We start from the raw sequence: 21695 nt of genomic DNA on the forward strand, positions 1-21695 counted from the left end.
CCCATTCCATGTCGCTGTCCGTCAGACGTCCGTTGGACGGCCAGCGGCAGTATGTCCGTCAACTCTGGACCTGCGATGGCGATTCGGACAAGATCGCATGATGATGAGAAAACGGACACGATGGGGGGCTTGTGGCGCTGATCGGCTATGCGCGTGTCTCGACCCCCGACCAGAAGCTCTCGCTCCAGCACGACGCGCTCAGGCGGGCCGGATGCGACCGCATCTTCGACGATCAGGCCTCGGGCGCCAGGAGCGACAGGCCTGGCCTGATCGAAGCGCTGGCCTATCTGCGCGCCGGCGACACGCTGGTGGTCTGGAAGCTTGATCGCCTCGGCCGCTCGATGAGCCATCTGATCGAGAAGATCGGCGAACTCGCTGCGCGGGACATCGGGTTCCGTTCGCTCACCGAGAACATCGACACCACCACGCCGGGAGGCATGCTGGTGTTCAACATCTTCGGCTCCCTCGCACAGTTCGAGCGCGACCTGATCCGCGAACGCACCCAGGCGGGCCTGCGCGCCGCCCGCGAACGGGGCAGCCGGGGCGGTCGTCGTCCGGTCGTCACCCCCGATAAGCTACGCAAGGCGCGGGCGCACATCGCCGCAGGCCTCACCATGCGCGAGGCCGCCGCCCGCCTGAAAATCGGCAAGACAGCCCTCTACAAGGCGCTGGAACAAGCCTCCTCGACCGCCAAAACGTGATGTTGCCGATCCGTTCTTCGTTAGCGTACGTATACCGCACCTTCGTGTAGTCACCCCCAGAAGGCTCGGCGGAGCACATCTACGACACGCTGTACTGCGCCCGTGGCCAGGCCGAGAATCTCATCAAGCAGCACAAGACCCAGCTCGCCAGCGATCGCACATCGTGCCGATCGGCCAATGCAAACCAGGTGCGGCTCATCCTGCATACCGCCGCATACTGGCTGATGTGGCGCATCCAGCAGGCGATACCCAAGGCAAGCGCGCTCGCCGCCGCCGAGTTCGCCACGCTGCGCCTGCGGCTACTCAAGGTCGCCGCCCGCGTGATCGAAACCGCAACCCGCATCCGCATCGCCTTCGCGTCAGCCTGCCCCGATGCCAACATCTTCAAGGTTATCGCAGCTGCCTTCAGGCCTGCCCCAACGTAAACGGCGCGGCCGTGCCGCCAGCCCCATAACCTGCACTTCCAACCCGCAAGCCCATCGAACATCCGCGGTGAAATAGACGCAGTGCGATCCCTCGTCCTGATCACATACAGCCTGGCGCCGAAAAATGCGAACCGCCAGAGCGACCACCGTCACGAATAATCCGGGCTAGGGCGTCACGGACGACGCAGCAGAATGCATTTCGTGGTGTCCATCGAGGCGAACTGCTTCACGTCGGTTTTCGCCAGGCCGACGGATCGCGGAGCAATATTGATCGCGGGCCATGTCTTGCGCCCGCAATCGGAATCGGCCGAGCCACCTGACCGGGAGACGCTGTTGCGCACGAGCGTCATCGCGCCGGTCAATCGGTCTACGTTCAGCGCCACCAGCGCACCGGCTACCCGATTGTCCGAGACCGTGCCGCCTGATGTGCGGGCGGGGTACCAGGGTTCGCCGCCAATCATGATTCCATAGCCGCACTGCCGCGTAGCGCCGCAGTTGATGTCGTTGCCGGACGTGACGCTGCCGGAAAAGTTGCCGCTGCTGTTGGGCCAGGCATGCAGCATCAATTCGGCGAAGGAGGCATGGGCGAAGCTGGTCGAATGGCGGAAGATATTGCGACTAATGATGCAGTCGCGGCATCCGCCCAGGATCAGTTGGACGTCCGTATTATCGCGAAAGATATTTCCCTCGATGCGGGCGCCGCTGCTGTCGTGAATGGTGACGCCATCTGCCCACATCTGTGGCAGATTATGCGTGCCATTGGGGCCGATCGTGCTGTTGATGATCACGGGACGGGCGGCCGTGGCGACCACTTCCATCCCGGTATAGCAGCTGAAATTCCGGACGAGGGCGTTTTGCAGCCGAAAGCCCGTACCCTTGACACGGAGGCCGCCGCCCAAGGGGCGTGTGCTGTCATCGAGACAGACCTGCCTTTCCCAATCGGCGCTGCGCCCGCTATCCCCGACAATGGCGATCGAGTGCAAGGTCACGTTGGATGCGACAATTTCCAAAGGCATGTTGCCGCGCGTCGACTGAGCCGTCATCTGGCCCACCACCAGGACCGCACAGCGACTGGTGTCACCCTGACGGCAGGCTGCGGGCGAGGAAGGCGCTCGCGTCTCGATCGTTACGGGCCGACCGATCGTCAGCGGTGTACGAAGGCGATATTGACCGGGGCCGAGCGACAGGGTGGCGCCGGGAGAAAGTTGCGACAGGCAGGCGGTTATGGCCGGGGAGGCATCAGCCGGCTTGTTCGCCAGCCTGTCGAGAGCGCGGCATGCGCCAGGCAGTGCGGCGCGGGCGCTGGCCTGGCTGGCTACCGAAGCCTGCCATGCGACCAGAGTGGCCACGATCACCAACACCGCGCTGCAAACGGGCAGAACAAGAGCTGATCGGGCCTGCATCGCATTTCCTTCACGCAAAGGGCGCCGGTCGGACTTCGGGATCGGCGCCGCGTCGTCGGTCAGCGGGCCAGCGCCCCGATCCGCGCGACGGCGTTGGTCAGCAGCCGCTCCCAATGGAAGTGCGACCGGATCGCCTCGGGCGTCCCGCCTGTATAGCGCGGCGCATCGAGTATGGCCCGGACTTTCTTGCGGAAAGAGCGGGGATCATCGGCAATATGGACGTGGGGCAGGGTGGTGGCCTGTTCGAACCCGCGAAATGCCTTGGACGTTCCGACGATGGAACAGCCCGATTCCAGCGCTTCTGCGGTCTTGAGGTTCGAGCCCTCGCCCTCGACGATCGGCAGCAGCACGACATGCGCGGCGCTAACGATGGCCTGCAACTCGACCTTGTCCATCCGCCCCATCACTTCCATGCGGGCGCGGTTGAGCATCCAATATTCGTCAAACCCCGTTATCTGCATGATGAGGTCGGACACGCTGCCTACGATCAGCACACGTTCTTCCGGACGCAGAAAGGTCAGGCCTGGCGCCATCATGTCCCAGAAGCCGGCGGCATTCGGGAAATGCGCACTGCTGACGAAGACCGGGAAAGGCACGTCGATGAAGCGCCGCCAGGATTCGACGCGGGACGGCGTGCAGGAGAAAGGCTCGACCCCGTTGCCGGCGACCACCACATCGCAGCCGGGTGCATCGGCGCGATAATAGTCCGCGTCGGCATCGGTGCAGGCGATGACGAGATCAGCGCAGGCGGTCGCTTCATGTTCCAGCGTCTCGATCTCGGTGATGAGCCGTTTGCATTCGTGCCGGGCGATCTGCGTTTTGGCCAGCACACCCTGCTTCAGCCGGGATTCCACATTCTGCGAGGAATACACCAGCTTCGTGCCGGGGCGACGGGCTGCGATCTTCCGGGCGGCGTCCATCAGCCAGGGCTGCTCGCTGATGATGACGTCGATCTCATGACGTTCCGCGATCGCGGTGAGCGCCGCCAGCACATCCTCGTCGCCCGCAGCAAACAGGCCGGTGAGATAGTCCGACAGGAAATGCAGTTCTGTCTGCCAGAAGGGCGATTGCGCGCCGAAGGCGACATCGTCCTTGGTATCAGGCTCGTAATGGCCCTCGACATAGACCGCCACGGATTTGACTTGGTGGCCTGCCTTACGCAGCTCTTTGGCAATATGGCTGGCCCGAAGCTGGCCGCCATGCTGGGGCTTGCCCGTCGGATAGTTGGTGAGATGGAGTATATTCATTTTGCATCCAAGAATGTCGAGCAGAACTCGTCACCGAAATCCTGCCAAGTGCGCTTGAACAGGACCGTGTCCAGCTCGCTTTCCAGCGACTGGCGATAGGCGTCATCGTCGAGCAGGCGGACGATTTCGCCCTTCCATCCCGCGAAATCGAGGGGGTGGTAGCTAGGCATCTTGCCTTGCGTGGCTTCGACCAGAGCGCCGGTATTGGAAACCACGCAGACCTTGCCAAGCGCGGCGGCCTCTGTCGCGGCCAGACCCCAGCCCTCGAAATAGCTGGGAAAGACCGCGAAGGCGGCGCGAGCGTAGAGCTGCATCAGCAGCGCATCGCTCAGCCCCTCGCGCCAGACGATCTTGCCCGCCTTCGACGCGGTCATGCGCCAGGCGGAGCGGATGAGATCTTCGCTGCCCCATCCGCGCATGCCCACGATGAGCAGTTTAGGACACTTCTCCTCGCGTTCGGCATAAAGTTCGCGCCAGATGTCGAGCAGCAACTGGTGGTTCTTTCGCGGTTCCACCGTGCTGACATAAATAACATAGGGGCCATCCCGTTCAATTTCGTCGAGGGTGGCGCGATCCTTGTCGCCCAGTTCTAGGAGCGCGGGCGCGGGTGCCGCGAGCGGCACGACCTTGACTGGCGGCGCCGTGCGGGTAAGCCCTTCCTTCTCCCAGAAATCGCGCAGCGACTGGGCCGAAACCTCTGAAATCGCGAACACCGACTGCGCCAGGCGGGCGACGGCGCGATAATGGTGGTTGAACTGGTCGAAAAACTCCATGCCCGGCGTGAATTCGGGAAAAAGGAGCGGAATGAGATCATAGCAGGCAGGCACTATGACCCGCCCAGAACCATAAAGCTTCTCGACCTTCTCCGGAATGTTGAACGACCAGTCGCTGCCGACCGTGACGAAGCGGTCGTCGCTGGCCGGGGTGAAGCGCTGTAGATGCTTCAGCACGCCGGCAGCGGTCTTTTCCGGCTCCAGGCTGCTGACCCATTCGTCGGACATGATGTCCTTGAAGCAGCCCTGGTCCACGCTCATCCAGCGATCATGGGCGCGATCGAGATAGACCGGGACCAGTTGCTCGGGAAAGCGACTGTAGATCGCCTTCGTGATCTCGCGTTCAACGCGGATGATGCCCACGGGGCGGCGGCACCAGTCCGCCGATGTGGATATGTTAATGATGATGCGGCGGGTCATTTCCGGTTTTCCAGGATCAATTTATTGCAGAAGCGTTCGCCGACATCGTTCCAGGTGAGCGGGTGATATTGCTTGGCGATCCGCCTTTCGAGCGACTGGCGATAGGGCTGATCGTCGAGCAGCCGTTCGATTTCCGCCTTCCAGCCCGGAAAATCGAGGGGATGCAGGGCCGGCATCAGATTCTGGGTCGCCTCGCTCAGCGAGCTGGTGTTGGCTACGACGCAGACCTTGCCATGCTGCATCGCCTCGGTCGCGGCGAGACCCCATCCTTCATAGATGCTGGGGAACACCGAAAAGGCGCAATTATGGTAGAGATGCTGGAGAAGATTGTCGCTCACGCGCTGAAGGCCGTTGAGCTTGCCGCCGATATAGGCAGCCATGCGCGGCACCCTTTGCATGGTGTCGGTGCAGCCCCATCCGACATTGCCGACGAACACGAATTGCGGGCAATCCTTCCCCCGTTCGTTCCACAGGTCGCGCCAGATGTCGAACATCAGCTTGTGGTTTTTCCGCGGCTCGACCGAGCTTACGTAGAGGACATAGTCGCCCTTGGAAAACACGTCGCGCATGATCGCATGATCGCGGCTGTCGAGGATCGGAAGGCGCGAGGTGTCAGCATAACTGGCCAGCGGCACGGTGATGATCTCGGGTAGCTTGCGCTCCATCTCGGCGCCTTGCCAGAAACGGGACAGATCGTCTTTGGTGGCCTGGGAGATCGCCCAGACCTTGTTCGCGCCATGCGCCATCTCGATCAGATGCTGGCGGAATTCCTGCGAAATCTCGTCTCTCACGAGCAGTTCGGGGAACTGGACCGGCACCGTGTCGAAACAGGTCAGGATCGACTTCGCGCCCAAGGGCTTCAGATATTGCAGAACCTGGCTGGTGGGGGCATGGTCCCAGTCGAGACCCATCGAGATATAAGTATCTCCGCGCCGGATGACGGCCTCGCGCATGTGCGCGGGATCATAGGGGATGATCGCCGCGTCCGGTTCGCACCATTCGGGCGCCAGGATGCGATCGGCGTGGACCCGGTCAAGCCGCTTGAGCGATTGTGCCTGCGCATCCCAGAAGACGTAATCGACGTTGCGGAAGCGCCGCATATAGGCGGCCATCTCCCGCTCGACACGGATGATCCCGACCGGATGACTGCGCCAGTGGTTGCTGGTCGAAATATTAAACAGATAACGCGTGCTGCCGTCGCCCAGCACCTCGTCGGTTTCGGCGGTCTGCATGCTGTCCAACCGATATTCCAGCCTGCGCAACTGGTCTTGGAGAGCGTTGCCCTTGCCATGGATGGCGTCGAAAAGGCTCTGATACTGGGAAGCGTCCATGGCATGCGCGACGGGCATCGCAGGCGCGGCAGGGGGCTGAGCGGGGGATGTGTCCGTGCCGCCGGATGGCGCATAACGTTCGGGCTGGAATGCCTTTACAAGGCGTGAGCGAACAGGGTGCCTATGCCGGAAGGCGGCCTCGGCAATATCTTGGCGCTGGGACCGCATGGCGGCTTCTTTGGAGTGATAAAGGTCGGAAATGACCTGAAGGCGGTTTTTTTTCCGCTCCAGCAGATTCATGTAATGCGCGGTGCCGACGCGATCGGGTTGCCGCCCTAAGATGATCTCGAAGGCTCTTTCCACAAACGAAGCGTCATCCAGGGATAGCAGCCATTCCAGCGATCCCGGCTGAAATCTGTCAAAATAATCGTTCATGATCTCGCCTGATGATAGTTAAAATGGTGAGGCACCGGTCCCGACACCGGAAATCCATGCCTACCGTCGGTTCCCTGCTGCCGGGACAGGCGAACGAGGTCGCCATTATGGATATCTGCCATGTTACCGATCAGCCTGGATAAGCCTTGGCCGATGAAGGCGTCATTGGCGATCGAGTCATCGAAAATACATGCCGCGGCGTGGGCGGGGCAAGGGTTAAACAAAGTCGCCGATGTAGGAAAAGTCTGTAATATGGTTCGGCCTCATAATGCGGAACCTTTATATTCGAAGGTCGGCAAAGTATAATATGAAAATCGTACTTCCGCTCAAGTCGAAACGGCGTAGGCGATGCCCATCCGGCTCGATCATGGAGATGATCGAGGGCGCCTTTATCATGCAGAGGTTCTGGAATTTGCGAAATCGGCATTGACCAGATTTAGGGTGGGATGGCGGATTGCAGGCTTTGGCTGCCCGATAAAATCCGGATAGGATAATAACTTGCCTGCGTCCAGATGCGAAATCCGGTGGCTCGGCCCTCTGCCTATGCGAAGGTTACGGCTCACATTCAGGGACGCAGTTGCCAAAAAATCCGCGCGGGGCACCGCAAGGAGAAACGGATGGACGGGTTGATGATGATTCCAAGTGGCACCATTCGAGGCTGATGTTCCGTTACACTGATAATGTTGCAGGATGCTATATGGTACCAATAAGGGGAGCCTATGCCCACAGTCGCGTTCATCAGCCCCAAGGGAGACGTCGGCAAGACTACGGCCGCGCTGTTGCTCGCATCGGAAATCGCCCGCGGGGCCAAGGTCACGGTGATCGATGCTGACCCCAACCACCCGATAGCGGCATGGGGACGGGGGGGCGACGCTTCCCGAAAATCTCTCCATCGTCGCCGATGTTGACGAGGACACGATTCTCGACCGGATCGAAGAGGCCTCCGCGCAGACGCCCTTCGTCATCCTCGACCTGGAAGGCACGGCTGCCAAGATCGTGCTGTTGGCGGTCAGCCAGTCCGATCTAGTGGTGATCCCGATGCAAGGGTCGCAGCTAGACGCCGAACAGGCGGGCCGGGCGATCCGCGTGCTGAAGCAGCACGAGAAGATGACGGGCAGGGCGGTTCCCTTTGGCGTGCTGCTCACCCGTACCAGCCCGATTATCCGCACACCATATCCAAGGCGGGTTGATCGACGCCGGAGTGCCAGTCTTTACCTCGCAGTTGCACGAGCGGGAGGCGTTTCGCGCCATCTTTTCCTTCCAGAAGACGCTGGAGGATCTGAACGAGAAGGATGTGCCCAATCTCGACAGGCCATCGTCAATGCCGAACAATTCGCCGTCGAGGTGATCGAGCGGCTGCGCGACAGCCGGAGTCCGGCGGCGGCAAAAGCGGAGGTAGCGTGATGAGCAGGGCCAATCCTTTCGGCGATCTCGACGATTTCGCCGCCCCTCCGTCCTCCCGCCGGGTTGCGGCCGAAACCATCGACCAGTTGTCTCAAGCCAGCGGCTTTCCCAGTCGAAAGGCTCAGGCCGCGCCAACGGCCAAGGGCAGCGAAACGATCTCCTCGGTCTCGTCCGCCCGACAGCCCCGGCGCTACACGACCGGGCGCAATCGCCAGATCAATAACAAGGCGACCGAGGATGCGATCGGCGAACTCTATCGCATGGCGGATGATCTGAACCTACCGTTGGGCGCAGTTCTTGAACAGGCACTCGCCGCGCTCGAAGAAAAGCGCCGGAAGGGCTGAAGGCTACCGGGAAGATAGCGTGAAGGATAGCAGATAGCTGTCGTTGTAGCTGATGGTCAGCCATGGGATGGCCATTGCCGCAACTATGCCCGCCCCTACCGGGATCAGGTAGGTCTTAAGGTGCCGGCTTTAAATTAGGTTGAGCGCTTCCATGGCAGACGCCAGTGGGAATGTGCCCTCTGGTCAGCTATTGCCTCTTGCGCGCTTATTGAGGACATAGCGTGGATGGTACGCCAGACAACGCTAAGGCCGAACAATAGCGGAACGCTGTGTTGATGGCGCTTAGTCGCAGAGGATCGCTATGATGGCATACAGGCCGTCGGGGTCCCTCCATCCCAGAACAGTTTGATCGCCCAAGTCCTTTTCGGCCGGCACATCGGTGAAAAGTGCAAGGGCATCGGCAAGTGTCGGACCGGCCCCGTCCTGCAAGAGGAATTAGTCGATGCAGCGACTATACAGGTCCGCGACGTCTCCGGCGTCCGCCTCGGTAAGTTCGATCGGGCTTCCCGCCATTGTCATCGCGTTTTGACGCCAAGCACGCGCTCACCATAATCGCGCAGTTCTCCCTTCGGTCCGACATAGCGATAGAGGGTGACGCGCTCGATCCCGAGTTCCTTGCAGAGATCAGAAACGGAGGTGTCGCGCTGGGCCATGGCGGCCTGGGCGAGACGCACCTGCGCCTTGGAAAGAGCGAACTTGCGGCCACCTTTGCGGCCCCGCGCGCGGGCAGCGGCGAGACCAGCCATGGTGCGCTCGCGGATCATGTCTCGCTCGAACTCGGCAAGGGTGGCGAAAATTCCGAACACCATGCGGCCCGATGGTGTTGTGGTGTCGATCTGCGCACCCTTGCCGGTGAGGACGCGCAGGTCGATGCCGCGATCCGAAAGATTTTGCACCGTGCTGACAAGGTGGGTGAGCGTTCGGCCAAGACGGTCGAGCTTCCAGACAATCAAGACATCACCGTCGCGCAGCGATTTGAGGCAGGCCGCGAGGCCGGGGCGGTCGTCGCGGCTGCCGGATGCGCGATCATCATAGATATTGTTCGTCTGGACCCCGGCAGCGCGAAGGGCATCGTGCTGCAGGTCGAGCGACTGCGAGCCATCGGATTTCGACACGCGAGCGTAGCCGATCAGCATGGATCACAAACGAAGGTTTGAGGTGATGGTGCGGGCATAGGCATTTGAATACGCCATTGTGTATCTCAACCAGCATCGCAATCAAGCTATCTCAAACATTGAGTCGGAAAGAAAAAGGAACATGCATGCCCCGTCGCGTGACCCTGACCGATCGCCAGCGCGACGCGCTACTTCGTCTGCCGGTCGATCAGGGCGAGTTGCTGCGGCATTACACCCTCAGCGATGAGGATCTCGGACATATCCGGCAGCGTCGCAGACCTCACAATCGTTTCGGCTTCGCGCTGCAATTGTGCGTGTGCGTTACCCCGGTCGGGTGCTGGTGCCAGGCGAAGTGATCCCGGCGCCAGTGACGGATTTTATAGCTGCCCAGCTCGGGCTGAGCAGCGATGATCTGCTTCCCTACGCCATGCGCGAGGAAACGCGACACGAACATCTGGCGGACCTGCGCAGAATCTATGGCTACCGCGCCTTTTCAGGTCGCGGCGCCCGCGATCTGCGTGAATGGATCGCGCGGGAGGCCGAGACGGCAACGTCGAACGAGGATCTCGCCCGTCGCTGTGTCGTGGAATGCCGTCGCTTACGGACGATCCTGCCTGCTCCCTCAACGATCGAGCGGCTGTGCGCCGACGCATTGGTCGATGCCGAGCGCCGGATCGAGGTTCGTATCGCTGGACGGATCACGCCCGCCCTTGGCGAGAAGTTGGCCGCCTTGCTGGAGGATACGATGGACGGCCGCGTCATCCGCTTTGTCTGGCTGCGGCAATTCGAGGTAGGCGCGAACTCCGCCGCCGCTAATCGGTTGATGGACCGACCGGAATATCTCCAGGGCCCTGATCTTCCCGCAGACCTCGTGGCCGACGTGCCCGCACACAGAGTGGCCCGGCTGCGTCGGCAGGGTGAGCGCTATTATGCCGACGGCATGCGCGACCTGCCCGAAGAAAGGCGGCTAGCGATCCTGGCTGTGTGTGCGCTGGAATGGCGGGCATCGCTGGCTGATGTCGTGGTGGAAACCCATGTTCGCGGAAGGTTCTCACATCGCGTACGTAAAACGCACTTTCGTGTAGTGACCCCTGGTTGAAGGCGGTCCGCGCGACCTCCGGTCCCAGCGCTTCATAGATGGCCCGGCTGTCGGCGTTGAGATCGATCAGCGGCACGCCCTCCTGCGCCGCGACCTTGCGCACTGCCGCCGCATAGGCGCCCAGCGTGTCCCTGATCTTCCCCTGCGCATCGAAATTGCGCCGCTCGGGCGATGTCACCAGCACGGGATGCGCGCCGCGCCGCCGCGCCTCGGCGATATAGGCGCGGAGCCAGGCCGGATAGGTGATGGCCGGATCGACATAGGTTTGCGGCCATTCCTGCTTCTGGTCGTTATGGCCGAACTGGATGAACAGCCAGTCGCCCGGCTTCATCCCCGACAGCAGCTTGTCGAAGCGCAGGTCGGTCAGGAAGGATTTGAGCGTCGCCCCTGACTTGGCGTGATTGGCCACCGCGACCTGGTCGTCCAGCAGTGCGGGGAGCATCTGGCCCCAGCTGGCGGCCGGCTCGGCGAACTGGTCGGTGACGGTGGAGTCGCCTGCCAGATACAGGGTCGGCGCCTCGACCGGCGTGATCGTCACCGAGGCGACCTGTGGCTTGCCGAGAAATTCCAGCGTCAGCCTGTCGTCCCATGTATATTCCTGCGCGTCGCGCGGGGTGAGCCGCACCTGCCGACCGCCAGGCGCATTGGCGGGCGGTGGGGACAGGGCGGGCGTGCGGATGTTGACCAGGAAGCTGCGTTCGACGAACTGCCCCTTGCGGGTGGCCATATTGCGCAGCATCAGCCGCCGCGCCTCCGCCTTGACCGTGGTGTCGCCCGCCGCGCGCGCATTCCCCAATCGCAGCGTGACACGATAATTGCCCTCCGGCAGCGCCATCGAGAAGAGATAGTCGGACGCGGTGCCGCCCGGCTCCATGCCATGGCCGCCCGCCTGATAGAGCTGCCGGCGCAGCGGCGACGTATCGCTCAGGTCGAATGTCTGCGGGCCGGGAGCGGCGGCCGCCGCCATCAGGAAGAGGAGAGGGGTTAGCGGCATGGCGCGATGACCCTGTCAGCGAAAAGCAAAGTGGGGAAATGCGCCGCGACGGGCACATTTCCCCGAGACAGCCGCCCGTGCAGAGGCGGTGATTCGTGCGTAAGGGTGCTCTATCCATAAATTGGATTTCTGGGCCATATTAAGGGATTTTATGCCTCAGGCTCATCCTCTTCAACTAAAATTTCATTATGTAGAATATGTGTCCATATAATGATTTGAGAAGCGCGGACTCGGGGAGTGGGCTATAATCTAGTGCGATGTCTGGCAGGGGACGGAAATGGGGATGACGAGTTCATCCGTGGCATCCCCGCCTCGCCCGGCAGCGACCTTCAGGGCAATGCCAGGACCTTTTGCATGGATGCGTCGGCCAGCTAATACCAAGGTTCGATGAGATTGGCTCATCAAACCTTGGTCAAGCCCGCGCGGCGCTTGAGCGAAACCCGCTTGTGATCGGTCGAAGACCGAGCACGATGGTATAAGTCACCGACCGTCTGAAGATCATCATCGAAACAAAAGGGCGCGGCCACCCCGGTGGTCCGCCCTTTTGTTCGGGATGCGGAACTATCGGCGCGGCCCGCTATAGCCCACCGCGCCGCCGATCTNGTCACCGACCGTCTGAAGATCATCATCGAAACAAAAGGGCGCGGCCACCCCGGTGGTCCGCCCTTTTGTTCGGGATGCGGAACTATCGGCGCGGCCCGCTATAGCCCACCGCGCCGCCGATCTGTTCGGCCGAGCGCATCACCTGTTCGGCCAGACCCGGTCGCAGTTCGTCGGTCAGATAATGGGCCGCGCTGGCGATCGAGATGGCGATGCAGATATTGCCTTTGGCGTCGCGGATGGGCACCGCGACGGAGCGAACCCCGTCGCCCAGTTCGCTGTCGTGGAGCACCTCGCCCCGTGCCTTGTGCACGCGCATTTCGTCCAGAAAGGCGTCAATCTGCGCGCGGTCGGCCTTGCCGCCCTTGGCCTCGACATAGAGCCGTTCCCAGCTCGCCTCATCCTCGTCCAGCAGCAGCGCCTTGCCCAGGCCGGTTTCGGCGATCGGGCGGCGGTCCCCCGGCGCGGTCGCGACGCGCAGCCGCTGCGTGCCGGTGACGCGGTCGAGGTGGCGGGAATAGTCGCCCTCGCGCTTGCCGACGAAGACGCAGAAGCCGGTGCGTTCGGACAGCAATTCCATGAAGGGCCGGGCGACGCGCACATAGTCGATCTGCTCGGTCGCGAGCACGCCCAGTTGCAACAGCTTGGGACCGAGCGCGAAACCGTCGCGCGTCACCGACAGATAGTTGCGCGAGCGCAGCGCCTGCACCAGCCGGTGGGCCGTAGTCTTGCTCATGCCCAGCTTGCGGGCGAGGTCGGCGGCGCGGATCGGGCCATCGATCACCTCGTCCATGATGTCGAGCGCGCGCATCAGCGTCTGTGTGCCCTTGACCCCCTGTTCCTGTTTGTCGTCCATATCCTGCATGGTCATCCCAATCCTGAAGGGCGTCCCACATATCGGGGGCGTCCCATATATAGGAAGCATATCGACCATAAGGGGGCGCTTGTCAGCAGCTTTGTTGCGCGCATGTAAAAGGCCCGCCGGTCGCGGGACCGGCGGGCCTTGTCAGGATTGGCGCAAGAGCGCGATCAATATTGGATGGTGACGGTCACGGCGCGGCGGTTCTGCGCCCAGGCCGCTTCGTCCGATCCCAGCGCGGCCGGGCGTTCCTTGCCATAGCTGACGGTGGTGATGCGGCCCGGATCGATGCCGAGCGAGGCGAGATAATTTTTCGCGGCGTTGGCGCGGCGTTCGCCCAGCGCGATGTTGTAGTCGCGGGTGCCGCGTTCGTCGGCATGGCCCTCGATCGTGACGCGGGTGCTGGGGTTCTGCTGGAGCCAGGCGGCCTGGCTCTGGAGCGTCGCCTGATCCTCCGCATCGACATCATATTGGTCGAGGCCGAAGAAGATGCGGTCCGACGCGACCGAGGCGATGAAGTCTTCCTGGCTGCCCTTGACCGGGCCGGAGGGCGTCGTGGGGCCGGTCTGCGCGGTGGTGTCGCCGGTGCCGCCGGGGGCCGGGGGCAGTTCGGCCGGCGGCTTCTTCGAACAGGCGGCGAGCGCGATGATGGCGGTCGCCATCAACAGGGTCCGGGACAATTTCATCGGGATGTCTCCTTATTGCGCTGTCCGCCGTCCGCGTGGGACGGCGACAGGGTCTGTGAACTTCGTTACGCTGTCAAGACGATTGGGTTCCGTCCTGGCATGGGAATAGCCCGGAATCTCAGGGCAGCAGCGGACCCCAGGCCGGGTCGGAGCCGCTGAGCGGGGTCGGGATGCGGCGTTCGTTCACGCCGGTCAGGTCGACCTGCCACACCTGGCTGCTGCCTTGCCTGCCGGGCGTGGTGCGGAAAAATTGCAGCACGCGGCCATTGGGCGACCAGGTCGGCTGTTCATCCTGCCAGCCATTGGTCAGGATGCGCTCATTGTCCCCGGATGGGGACATGACCGCGATCTTGAAGTCGCCCGACAGCTTGGTGAAGGCGATCAGGTCGCCGCGCGGCGACCATTCGGGCGTCGCATAGCGGCCGCCGCCATGGCTGATGCGGCGCTGGCCCGACCCGTCGGCGTTCATGACATAGATTTGCTGCCCGCCCGACCGGTCGCTTTCGAACACGATCTGGCGGCCGTCGGGCGAATAGCTGCCGCCCACGTCGATGCCCGGCGAGTTGGTGAGGCGCACCGGTGATCCGCCGCTGGCCGACACGCGGTAGATGTCGGTATTGCCCGCCACCGCCATGGAGAAGAGGATGCTGCGGCCATCGGGCGACCAGCGCGGGGCGAAGGTCGCATTGTTGCTTTCCGTCACCAGCTTCTGCTGGCCGGTGCCGATGTCATAGACATAGATGCGCACGCGGCTGCCCAGATAGCTGACATAGACGATCGACTTGTAATCGGGCGAGAAGCGCGGCGTGAGCGCGATCGACTGGCCGTTGGTGATGAAGCGGTGGTTGGCGCCGTCCGAATCCATGATGGCGAGCCGCTTGACGCGATTATTCTTGGGACCGCTTTCGGCGATATAGGCGATGCGGCTGTCGAAGAAGGGGCTTTCGCCCGACAGGCGGGCATAGATGGCGTCGGCGCATTTATGCGCGGCGCGGCGCCAGTCGCGCGGGGCGACGACATAGCCCTGGCGGGTCAGTTCCTGTTTCAGCGCCACGTCATAGAGATAGCAGCCCACGGTGATGTCCGCCTCGCCGCCGGTGGTGCGCACGAAACCCTGCGCCAGCGCCTGATAGGCGCTCCATTTGTCATATTGGGGGAAGGTCACTTCGGGAAAGGCGATGGCGGGCAGGCCGCCCGGACCCGACGGGTCGAACAGGCCGGAGCCCTTGAGGTCCGAGGCGATCACCTCGGCGATCTTGCGGCCCAGTTCGCTGGCGGTGCCGGCGGGGGTGCTGACATCCTGCTGCGCCGGCAGCGGCGGCACGGCGATCTTCAGATTGCTGTCGATCTCGCCGGTGACGTCGACCGACAATTGCGCCATGGCGGGCGGGGCCAGGACGGCGACGGAAAGGGCGACCGTGGCGAGAGCCAGGCGGCGGAGGAGAGTCGTCTTCATCGGTTCAGCCTCGCGTCAAAGCGGAGTGGCCGCAGCCATTTCCACTGGTCATAATATTCGGGCGGGAGATTGCGGAACGGCGCGGCGAGCTTGACCGCCTGGATGGCGCGTTCCGCGTGGAGTTTTGCCTGCGGCTGGTTGCTGGCGGTGACGCCGAGCTGGTCGATCACCTCCGGTGCGCCGATCAGGCCGCCATTCTTGTCGAGCCGGACCTCCAGCAGGGTGACGAGCTTGTCGGCGTCGGCGCCCGAGGGCGCGCGCCAGTGGGGCTTCAGCTGCCGGCGGATTTCGGCGTCGAGCGCCTGTTTCTGCGCCGGTCCCATGGCCGCCGCAGGGGGGGGCGCGGGCTTGCGTGGCGCGTCCTCGCTGGTGTCGATGCCCTTGAGGAAATCCTTGCCCAGCAATGATCCCTTGGGCTTGTCCGCCTTGCCCGCGCCCGATGCGCGCGCGGGCGCGTCACTTTTCGCCTTGGCGGCGCTCTTGGTCGCCGGCCTGGATGGCGTGGCGGCCTTGGGCTTTTCGGGCGCGGGTTTGGTCTTGGGGGCGGGCTTTTCCGGCGCCGGTTTCGGTTTGGCCGGGGTCTTGGCCACTTCCTTCTTCGGCGGGGTCGGCTTTGGCCTGGGCTGTTCCTTCACCGGCTTGGGCGGTGGTGGTGCCGGGGTCGGCCTAGGTCGGGGCTGGGGCGGCGCGGGCGTCGGTTCAGGCTCCGGCTCCGGCTCGGGCAGGGGCGCGGGCTTGGCGTCCTCGGTCGGGCCTTGTTCCGGCGCGACGCTGGGCGGGGGCGGCTGGGTCGAGATTTGCGGCGCGGTCGATTGCAGCGCCACCTCGTCCACCAGGCTCACGTCCATCGGCGGCGATTTCAGCTTCAACGGGTTGGGCGTAGCCAGGAACCCGGCCGAAAGCAGTCCGAACAGCAGGACGTGTCCCGCCGTCGCGACGCCAAGACCGATTTTTTCCGCGCGATCCATGTGGCTGACCTATGGCCCCTATTCTGAACCGCCGCTGTCCGAACCGGCACCCGCGCCGGCATCGGTGCTGACCAGCGAGACCTTGTTCAGCCCCGCCCGGTTAAGCTCGCCCATCACCCGCATCACCCGGCCATAGTCGAGCGCGGTGTCGGCGCGCAGGAATATCTGCTGCGGTTCGGGCTTGCCGGCGTTGGCAGAGGCGATTTCGGCCAGGCGGTCGGGCAGGTCGGCGTCGCTCACCTGGCTGTCGTCGATGAAGATGCCGCCGTCGCGGTCGATCGACAGCACGGTCGGCTTGGCGTCCTGATCCAGCCCCTTGGCGCGGGTTTCGGGCAGGTTCACCGGCACGCCCGTCACCAGCAGCGGCGCCGTCACCATGAAGATGATCAGCAGCACCAGCATGACGTCGACCAGCGGCGTCACGTTGATGTCCGCCATCGGCGCGCGGTTGCGCCCGCGACGGCCGGAAGGGGGACCGGACATCGCCATTAGCGCGCCCTCCCCGTCATGCCAGAGAAAATCGCTTTCATCGCTGCGCCTCCAGCTCACGGCTGAGCGTCGAATAGAAGCCGTCGGCGAAGCGGGTCAGGCCCGATTCCAGCCGGTTGATGCCATGGCTGAAGCGGTTGTAGGCGATGACCGCCGGGATCGCCGCGAACAGGCCGATGGCGGTGGCGAACAGCGCTTCGGCGATGCCCGGCGCCACGACCGCGAGCGAGCTGTTCTGTTCGGCGGCGATCGAGGTGAAGGCGCGCATGATGCCCCAGACCGTGCCGAACAGGCCGACGAAGGGCGCGACCGAACCGATGGTGGCGAGGATGTTGAGCCGATCCGAAAGCCGGTCGACCTCGGCCGCGATCGTGCTGGACATCGAGGTCGACAGGCGGTCGCGCGTCCCTTCGCGGTCGATCACCTTCTGCGCGGTCGAGCGGCGCCATTCGGTGACGCCGGCGGCCATCACCTTGGCGGCCGGAAATTCGGACTTGCCGCGCGATTCATAGAAGCGGTCGATATCCTCCGCCTTCCAGAAATCGGCTTCGAACTTGCGGCTTTCCTTGCTCGCCCGGCGCAGGGTGAAGCTGAAGCCGATGATCATCGCCCAAGTCCAGATGCTGGCCAGAAGCAGGCCGATCATCACCCCTTTGACGACGATGTCGGCCTGGAGGAACAGGGCGAGCGGGGAAATGGTCGCGGCGTCGGTCATCGCGCCGGCAGGCAGGTTGAGGGTCATGGGTGGATGTCTTCCCCTTGGCAAAGGCGAGTGAAAATGTCGGTCCAGGCTTTGGGTTGCCGCTGCGGACGGCCCTGGGGCGTCAGCCAGGCGACGGTGATGGTGGCGTCGGTCAACTGTTCCGCGCCGCGCATGACTGACTGATGAATGACGCAGCTCGCCGCGCGCACGTCGGCCACGCGGCTGACCACCATCAGGTCGTCGTCCAGCCGCGCCGGACGGCGATAGCGGATCTGGAGGTCGGTGACGGCATAGACGCCGCTGCCGCCTTCATGCTCGCCGCGCTGGTCGATGCCGGCGATGCGCAGCATGTCGGACCGGGCGCGCTCCATGTAGCGGAGATAATTGGCGTGGTAGACGAGGCCCGACAGGTCGGTGTCCTCGAAATAGATGCGCAGCGGGAAATGATGCACGGCGGCGGCGAAGCGTCCGGTCGCCGGCGCTGGCATCAATTCGGAAACAGGCATGGCGGGCTTTTAACCATGGCGGCGGCCCGGCGCAAAGCCGGAAATCACGCAACCGCACCAATCCGTCGGTTGCAGCCGCACAATTCATCGCCTCCCTGAATCCATGGGTTCCCCGCACTGGCCGTCGGGCGACGGCGCGGTTAAGGGGGAGGGGACGATTCAACATGGAGAGACAGGGCATGACGGATATTCGCACGGTGGGCGTGATCGGCGCGGGTCAGATGGGCGCGGGAATCGCGCAGGTCGCGGCGCAGGCGGGTTATGACGTCATTCTTTCCGACATCGACCTGCCGCGCGCGGAAAAGGGGCTGGCGGGCATCGCCAAGCTGCTCGCCCGCGCGGTCGAGAAGGAAAAGATGACGAAGGCCGACGCCGATGCCGCGCTTGCCCGGATCAAGCCCGCAGGCGACATCGCGCCGCTGGCCGGCGCGCAGTTGGTGATCGAGGCCGCGACCGAGCGCGAGGAGGTGAAGCGCGCCATTTTCGCCAATGTCGGCAAGATACTGGCGCCGGACGCCATCCTCGCCACCAACACCTCCTCCATCCCGATCACCCGCCTGGCGCAGGCCGCGCCCGATGCGGGGCGCTTCGTCGGCGTCCATTTCTTCAATCCCGTTCCGGTGATGGTGCTGGTGGAGGTCATTCGCGGCCTCGCCACTACGCCCGAGACGGTGGCCGCGGTGGAAGGCTTCGCTGGAAAGATCGGCAAGACGACCGTCCATGCCTTCGACGCACCGGGCTTTGTGGTGAACCGCATCCTGCTGCCGATGCTGAATGAGGCGGTGTTCGTGCTGGGCGAGGGCGTGGGCAGCGTCACCGACATCGATCAGGGCTGCAAGCTGGGGCTCAACCATCCGATGGGGCCGCTGACGCTGCTCGACTTTGTCGGTTTGGATACGGCTCTGGAAATATTGAATGTTTTCCTCAGCACCACCGGCGATCCCAAATATCGCCCCGCGCCGCTGCTGGTGAAATATGTCGAGGCGGGCTGGTACGGCCGCAAGACCGGGCGCGGCTTCTACGACTATTCGGGGCCGGAGCCGGTCCCGACCCGCTGATCCGTCTTCCCGATCCGGCTGGCTCGGAAACATTTCCGAACGACGCTCAGCCGCGCCGAAATCGCGCCGGGCGGGCGGCGCATGACCTTCGATCGCCAACTATGCCCGTCTAGGGGCGACGCTGGGCGGGCAACCGGGCGACTGCATGTCGCCCGGCGGGGCTGCCTGGCACGCATAGTTGGACGAAAACATTAACGGGCCGGCGGTAGGATAAGCCTGTCGGCATCGTTGAGAAAGAAGAGGTCGTACATGGCTAGGCTGGTAGGAACCAACCTCAAGAACAGCATCAAGGGGACTTCACAGAATGACAGCATCTCGGGACTGGACGGCGACGACCAGATCTGGGGTGGTCTGGGCGACGATTATATGGAGGGGAATGCCGGGAACGACACCCTCTATGGCGAGGCCGGGAACGACCGGCTCGATGGCGGCCTGGGCAATGACTATCTTCATGGCGGGACCGGCAACAATATCGTGTCGGGCGGCGATGGCGCCGATACGATCGAGACATATGACGGCCATGACCAGATATTGGGCGACGCCGGCAACGACATCATCCGTTCGGGCGGCGGCCGGGACTATCTCGACGGCGGGACCGGCGATGACCTGATCTATGCCGGTGCGGGCGATGACGGATTCATCAACGAGATCAACCCCGCCACCGGCAAGCTGACCACCCAGGCGGTCGGCGGCGGCGCCGGCAACGACCGCATCTATGGCGAGGACGGCAATGACAAGCTGAAGGGCCAGTCGGGCGACGACCATGTCTATGGCGGCGTCGGCAATGATCGTGTCGACGGCGGCGATGGCAACAACTACCTCACCGGCGACGCGGGCGACGACATCATCGTGTCCGAATGGGGGCTGGACAGGCTCTATGGCGGCGATGGCCGCGACAATCTCCAGTCCGGGGCGGGGAATGATTTCCTCGACGGCGGCAATCAGGACGACATGATGAGCGCCGAGGATGGCAATGACATCCTCTATGGCGGCGAAGGCAATGACATCCTTTATGGCGGCCTGGGCGCGGACGAACTGCATGGCGACGGCGGGATCGACAAGATCTTCGGCGAGCAGGGCGCGGACAGGATGTGGGGCGGCGCCGGGGGCGACTGGTTCATCTTCAAGGGCGCGGGCGCGCTCGATGGCGGCGACAGGATCGTCGATTTTCAGGACGGGTCCGACCGTATCGTGCTGGAGAAGCTGGGCGTCACCAAATTCTCGTCCAGCGGCGCGGCGGGCACCGTCTTCGCCCATGACGGCGCGGCCGGCCATGTCATCCTCGATGTCGTGACCTCCGCCGGGGCGGAATTCAGCATAGACGTCGCCAGCGTCAACACGACGCTGACGGCCAGCCATATCTCCGGCGCGGACTTCATCTTCGCCTGAATGTGATGCTTCCGGGATGCCGCGCCTTCCGATGCGGCGGGCGTGGTATCCCATCCTGCCCCCTTACCGGGGATAGGCGCGGTCCATATGGACGAGGCTCTTGACGATCAGCCGCTCCAGCACTGCCCTGTCGATCTGGTCGAGGCGCTTGACATAGAGGCAGCCCTTGCCGCGCCGATGCTTTCCCAGCGGCGCGAAATCCGCGTCGTCCAGTCCGGCGAGATAGAAGACCAGCTCGGCCTTGCGCGGGGAAAAGCCGATCCGGCACATATCGCCCTCGCGCCCGCTGTCATAGCGATAATGGTAGCGGCCAAAGCCGATGATGCTTGGTCCCCACAGGCGCGGCGGTTCGCCCGACAGGCGCGCCATCAGCGCCATGACCGTCCTGCCGTCGGCCTGGCGCTCGGCGGGTTCGACCCGCGCCAGAAAATCCTCGACCGCCGCGTCGGTTTCGACCGTCTTGTTGACCTGCGTCATGGCTTGCCTTCTCCGCCTGCCTCGCCTAGAGGCTAGCGCGTCATCTGGGGAGTAGCCAGCCGTCCGCGTCATGCGGACGGGCCATGCGTCAACATATTTGGCCGAGAGGTCATGGCGTATGGGGGGCGGCAACATGCCGCATCGGGCGAGACCAATGGCATCGGCGCTTTTCTGTCCGGCCGGGCGGGAGGCGGCGGTGGCATTGCGTCTGTCAACCTTCGCCCGGCCCCGGAACAGTCAGATGGAAGCTCTCCTTACCTCCGCCGCGCTGGTCGCGCTCGCCGAAATGGGCGACAAGACGCAGCTGCTCGCCATGCTGCTCGCCACCCGCTTTCGCAAGCCGGTGCCGATCATCCTGGGCATCCTGTTCGCCACCCTCGCCAATCATTTCCTCGCCGCGCTGGTCGGTCATTCGATCGCCGGCGTGCTGACGCAGCCCTGGTTCCGCTACTTCATCGCCGCTTCCTTCATCGGCATGGCCGGCTGGACGTTGATCCCCGATTCGATCGACGAGGACGGGCCGTTGAAGGCGCCGTCGAAGGCCAGCGTGTTCGTCACCACGCTGGTCGCCTTCTTCCTGGTCGAGATGGGCGACAAGACGCAGGTGGCGACCGTGGCGCTGGGCGCGCGCTTCGACAATCTGCTGGGGGTGACGGCGGGCACGACGCTGGGCATGATGATCGCCAATGTCCCGGCCGTGCTGTTCGGCGAGGCGCTGGCGCGCAAGGTGCCGATGCGGGCGTTGCAGGTCGGTGCTGCGCTGCTGTTCCTGGGGCTGGGCCTGTGGATGCTGGCTGACCTTCAAGGCTGGATCGGATAGGATAGAACGGGTTGTCAGCGGGTGGCGGCTGTTGCAAGGGGATGCGCAGTCAT

At 63.6% G+C, this 21695-nt stretch carries 20 protein-coding genes, 4 pseudogenes and 1 riboswitch; of the genes and pseudogenes, 9 read left to right on the top strand and 15 right to left on the bottom strand.

All coding sequences use genetic code 11. The features are described 5' to 3' along the window. The first annotated feature begins 131 nt into the window (after positions 1–131). Both AC58EF_RS10195 and AC58EF_RS10200 read left to right on the top strand, forming a co-directional pair. On the top strand, positions 132–701 hold the full coding sequence (locus AC58EF_RS10195; RefSeq protein ID WP_497276019.1) for a recombinase family protein: 570 nt from the start codon (positions 132–134) through the stop codon (positions 699–701). A gap of 62 nt (positions 702–763) precedes the next feature. Then, positions 764–1126, top strand: a pseudogene (locus AC58EF_RS10200) (transposase); the annotation flags it as partial. A 173-nt stretch (positions 1127–1299) separates the two neighbouring features. Here AC58EF_RS10200 and AC58EF_RS10205 read toward each other — a convergent pair. The 5 genes and pseudogenes from AC58EF_RS10205 to AC58EF_RS10225 all read right to left on the bottom strand — a co-directional run. After that, a complete protein-coding gene (locus AC58EF_RS10205) occupies positions 1300–2529 on the bottom strand; it encodes a right-handed parallel beta-helix repeat-containing protein (RefSeq protein WP_497276021.1) in 1230 nt (409 codons plus the stop codon). Positions 2530–2588: 59 nt separating this feature from the next. Beyond that, a complete protein-coding gene (locus AC58EF_RS10210) occupies positions 2589–3776 on the bottom strand; it encodes a glycosyltransferase family 4 protein (protein WP_497276022.1) in 1188 nt (395 codons plus the stop codon). Further along, positions 3773–4969 (bottom strand): glycosyltransferase family 4 protein, encoded by a 1197-nt coding sequence (locus AC58EF_RS10215; RefSeq protein WP_497276023.1) that lies wholly within the window; start codon positions 4967–4969, stop codon positions 3773–3775. The genes AC58EF_RS10210 and AC58EF_RS10215 overlap by 4 nt, the downstream gene beginning before the upstream one ends. Further along, positions 4966–6300, bottom strand: coding sequence for a glycosyltransferase family 4 protein (locus AC58EF_RS10220; protein WP_497276135.1), 1335 nt, complete (start codon positions 6298–6300; stop codon positions 4966–4968). The genes AC58EF_RS10215 and AC58EF_RS10220 overlap by 4 nt, the downstream gene beginning before the upstream one ends. Before the next feature lie 180 nt (positions 6301–6480). Then, positions 6481–6675 (bottom strand): annotated as a pseudogene (locus AC58EF_RS10225) (DUF4214 domain-containing protein); the annotation flags it as partial. A 719-nt stretch (positions 6676–7394) separates the two neighbouring features. On the opposite strand from AC58EF_RS10225, the gene AC58EF_RS10230 reads away from it, so the two are divergent. The 3 genes from AC58EF_RS10230 to AC58EF_RS10240 all read left to right on the top strand — a co-directional run bounded on the left by AC58EF_RS10230 (position 7395) and on the right by AC58EF_RS10240 (position 8423). Next, on the top strand, positions 7395–7583 hold the full coding sequence (locus AC58EF_RS10230) for a ParA family protein (protein ID WP_497276024.1): 189 nt from the start codon (positions 7395–7397) through the stop codon (positions 7581–7583). A gap of 88 nt (positions 7584–7671) precedes the next feature. Then, a complete protein-coding gene (locus AC58EF_RS10235) occupies positions 7672–8079 on the top strand; it encodes a P-loop NTPase family protein (protein ID WP_497276025.1) in 408 nt (135 codons plus the stop codon). Further along, a complete protein-coding gene (locus AC58EF_RS10240) occupies positions 8079–8423 on the top strand; it encodes a hypothetical protein (protein WP_497276027.1) in 345 nt (114 codons plus the stop codon). The genes AC58EF_RS10235 and AC58EF_RS10240 overlap by 1 nt, the downstream gene beginning before the upstream one ends. 515 nt (positions 8424–8938) lie before the next feature. On the opposite strand, the gene AC58EF_RS10245 is transcribed toward AC58EF_RS10240, so the two are convergent. Continuing rightward, on the bottom strand, positions 8939–9559 hold the full coding sequence (locus AC58EF_RS10245) for a recombinase family protein (RefSeq protein WP_497276028.1): 621 nt from the start codon (positions 9557–9559) through the stop codon (positions 8939–8941). Positions 9560–9684: 125 nt separating this feature from the next. Between AC58EF_RS10245 and AC58EF_RS10250 the strand changes: the two are divergent. Next, positions 9685–10580: pseudogene (locus tag AC58EF_RS10250) on the top strand (DUF4158 domain-containing protein); the annotation flags it as partial. 46 nt (positions 10581–10626) lie between these two features. Here AC58EF_RS10250 and AC58EF_RS10255 read toward each other — a convergent pair. The 8 genes and pseudogenes from AC58EF_RS10255 to AC58EF_RS10290 form a co-directional block, all read right to left on the bottom strand. Then, a pseudogene (locus AC58EF_RS10255) lies at positions 10627–11631 on the bottom strand (rhamnogalacturonan acetylesterase); the annotation flags it as partial. A gap of 685 nt (positions 11632–12316) precedes the next feature. Next, entirely contained in the window at positions 12317–13102 is a 786-nt protein-coding gene (locus AC58EF_RS10260; protein WP_497276030.1) for an IclR family transcriptional regulator, read from the bottom strand. A gap of 158 nt (positions 13103–13260) precedes the next feature. Continuing rightward, positions 13261–13776, bottom strand: a complete 516-nt coding sequence (gene pal / locus AC58EF_RS10265; RefSeq protein ID WP_497276031.1) for a peptidoglycan-associated lipoprotein Pal — start codon at positions 13774–13776, stop codon at positions 13261–13263. A 118-nt stretch (positions 13777–13894) separates the two neighbouring features. Continuing rightward, complete coding sequence (tolB, locus tag AC58EF_RS10270) at positions 13895–15232, bottom strand: Tol-Pal system beta propeller repeat protein TolB (protein ID WP_497276033.1); 1338 nt, start codon at positions 15230–15232, stop codon at positions 13895–13897. Beyond that, on the bottom strand, positions 15229–16200 hold the full coding sequence (gene tolA, locus AC58EF_RS10275; protein ID WP_497276035.1) for a cell envelope integrity protein TolA: 972 nt from the start codon (positions 16198–16200) through the stop codon (positions 15229–15231). The genes tolB and tolA overlap by 4 nt, the downstream gene beginning before the upstream one ends. An 18-nt stretch (positions 16201–16218) precedes the next feature. Continuing rightward, on the bottom strand, positions 16219–16689 hold the full coding sequence (tolR, locus tag AC58EF_RS10280) for a protein TolR (RefSeq protein ID WP_497276137.1): 471 nt from the start codon (positions 16687–16689) through the stop codon (positions 16219–16221). 37 nt (positions 16690–16726) lie between these two features. After that, on the bottom strand, positions 16727–17431 hold the full coding sequence (gene tolQ / locus AC58EF_RS10285; RefSeq protein ID WP_497276036.1) for a protein TolQ: 705 nt from the start codon (positions 17429–17431) through the stop codon (positions 16727–16729). Beyond that, positions 17428–17898, bottom strand: coding sequence for a YbgC/FadM family acyl-CoA thioesterase (locus AC58EF_RS10290; RefSeq protein WP_497276038.1), 471 nt, complete (start codon positions 17896–17898; stop codon positions 17428–17430). The genes tolQ and AC58EF_RS10290 overlap by 4 nt, the downstream gene beginning before the upstream one ends. Before the next feature lie 179 nt (positions 17899–18077). Here AC58EF_RS10290 and AC58EF_RS10295 point away from each other — a divergent pair, with 179 nt between their 5' ends. Both AC58EF_RS10295 and AC58EF_RS10300 read left to right on the top strand, forming a co-directional pair. Next, on the top strand, positions 18078–18956 hold the full coding sequence (locus AC58EF_RS10295; RefSeq protein WP_497276039.1) for a 3-hydroxybutyryl-CoA dehydrogenase: 879 nt from the start codon (positions 18078–18080) through the stop codon (positions 18954–18956). Positions 18957–19205: 249 nt separating this feature from the next. After that, positions 19206–20345 carry a calcium-binding protein gene (locus AC58EF_RS10300; protein ID WP_497276040.1) on the top strand — a complete coding sequence of 380 codons (1140 nt, stop codon included), beginning with the start codon at positions 19206–19208 and terminating at the stop codon, positions 20343–20345. 63 nt (positions 20346–20408) lie between these two features. On the opposite strand, the gene AC58EF_RS10305 is transcribed toward AC58EF_RS10300, so the two are convergent. Further along, positions 20409–20822: a DUF1801 domain-containing protein gene (locus AC58EF_RS10305; protein WP_497276042.1), complete on the bottom strand. Its 414-nt coding sequence runs from the start codon at positions 20820–20822 to the stop codon at positions 20409–20411. 33 nt (positions 20823–20855) lie between these two features. Next, positions 20856–21046, top strand: a riboswitch (yybP-ykoY riboswitch). A gap of 17 nt (positions 21047–21063) precedes the next feature. Here AC58EF_RS10305 and AC58EF_RS10310 point away from each other — a divergent pair. After that, entirely contained in the window at positions 21064–21642 is a 579-nt protein-coding gene (locus AC58EF_RS10310) for a TMEM165/GDT1 family protein (protein ID WP_497276043.1), read from the top strand. The last annotated feature ends 53 nt before the right edge of the window (positions 21643–21695 follow it).

It is taken from the genome of Sphingobium sp. WR1, from assembly GCF_059693745.1.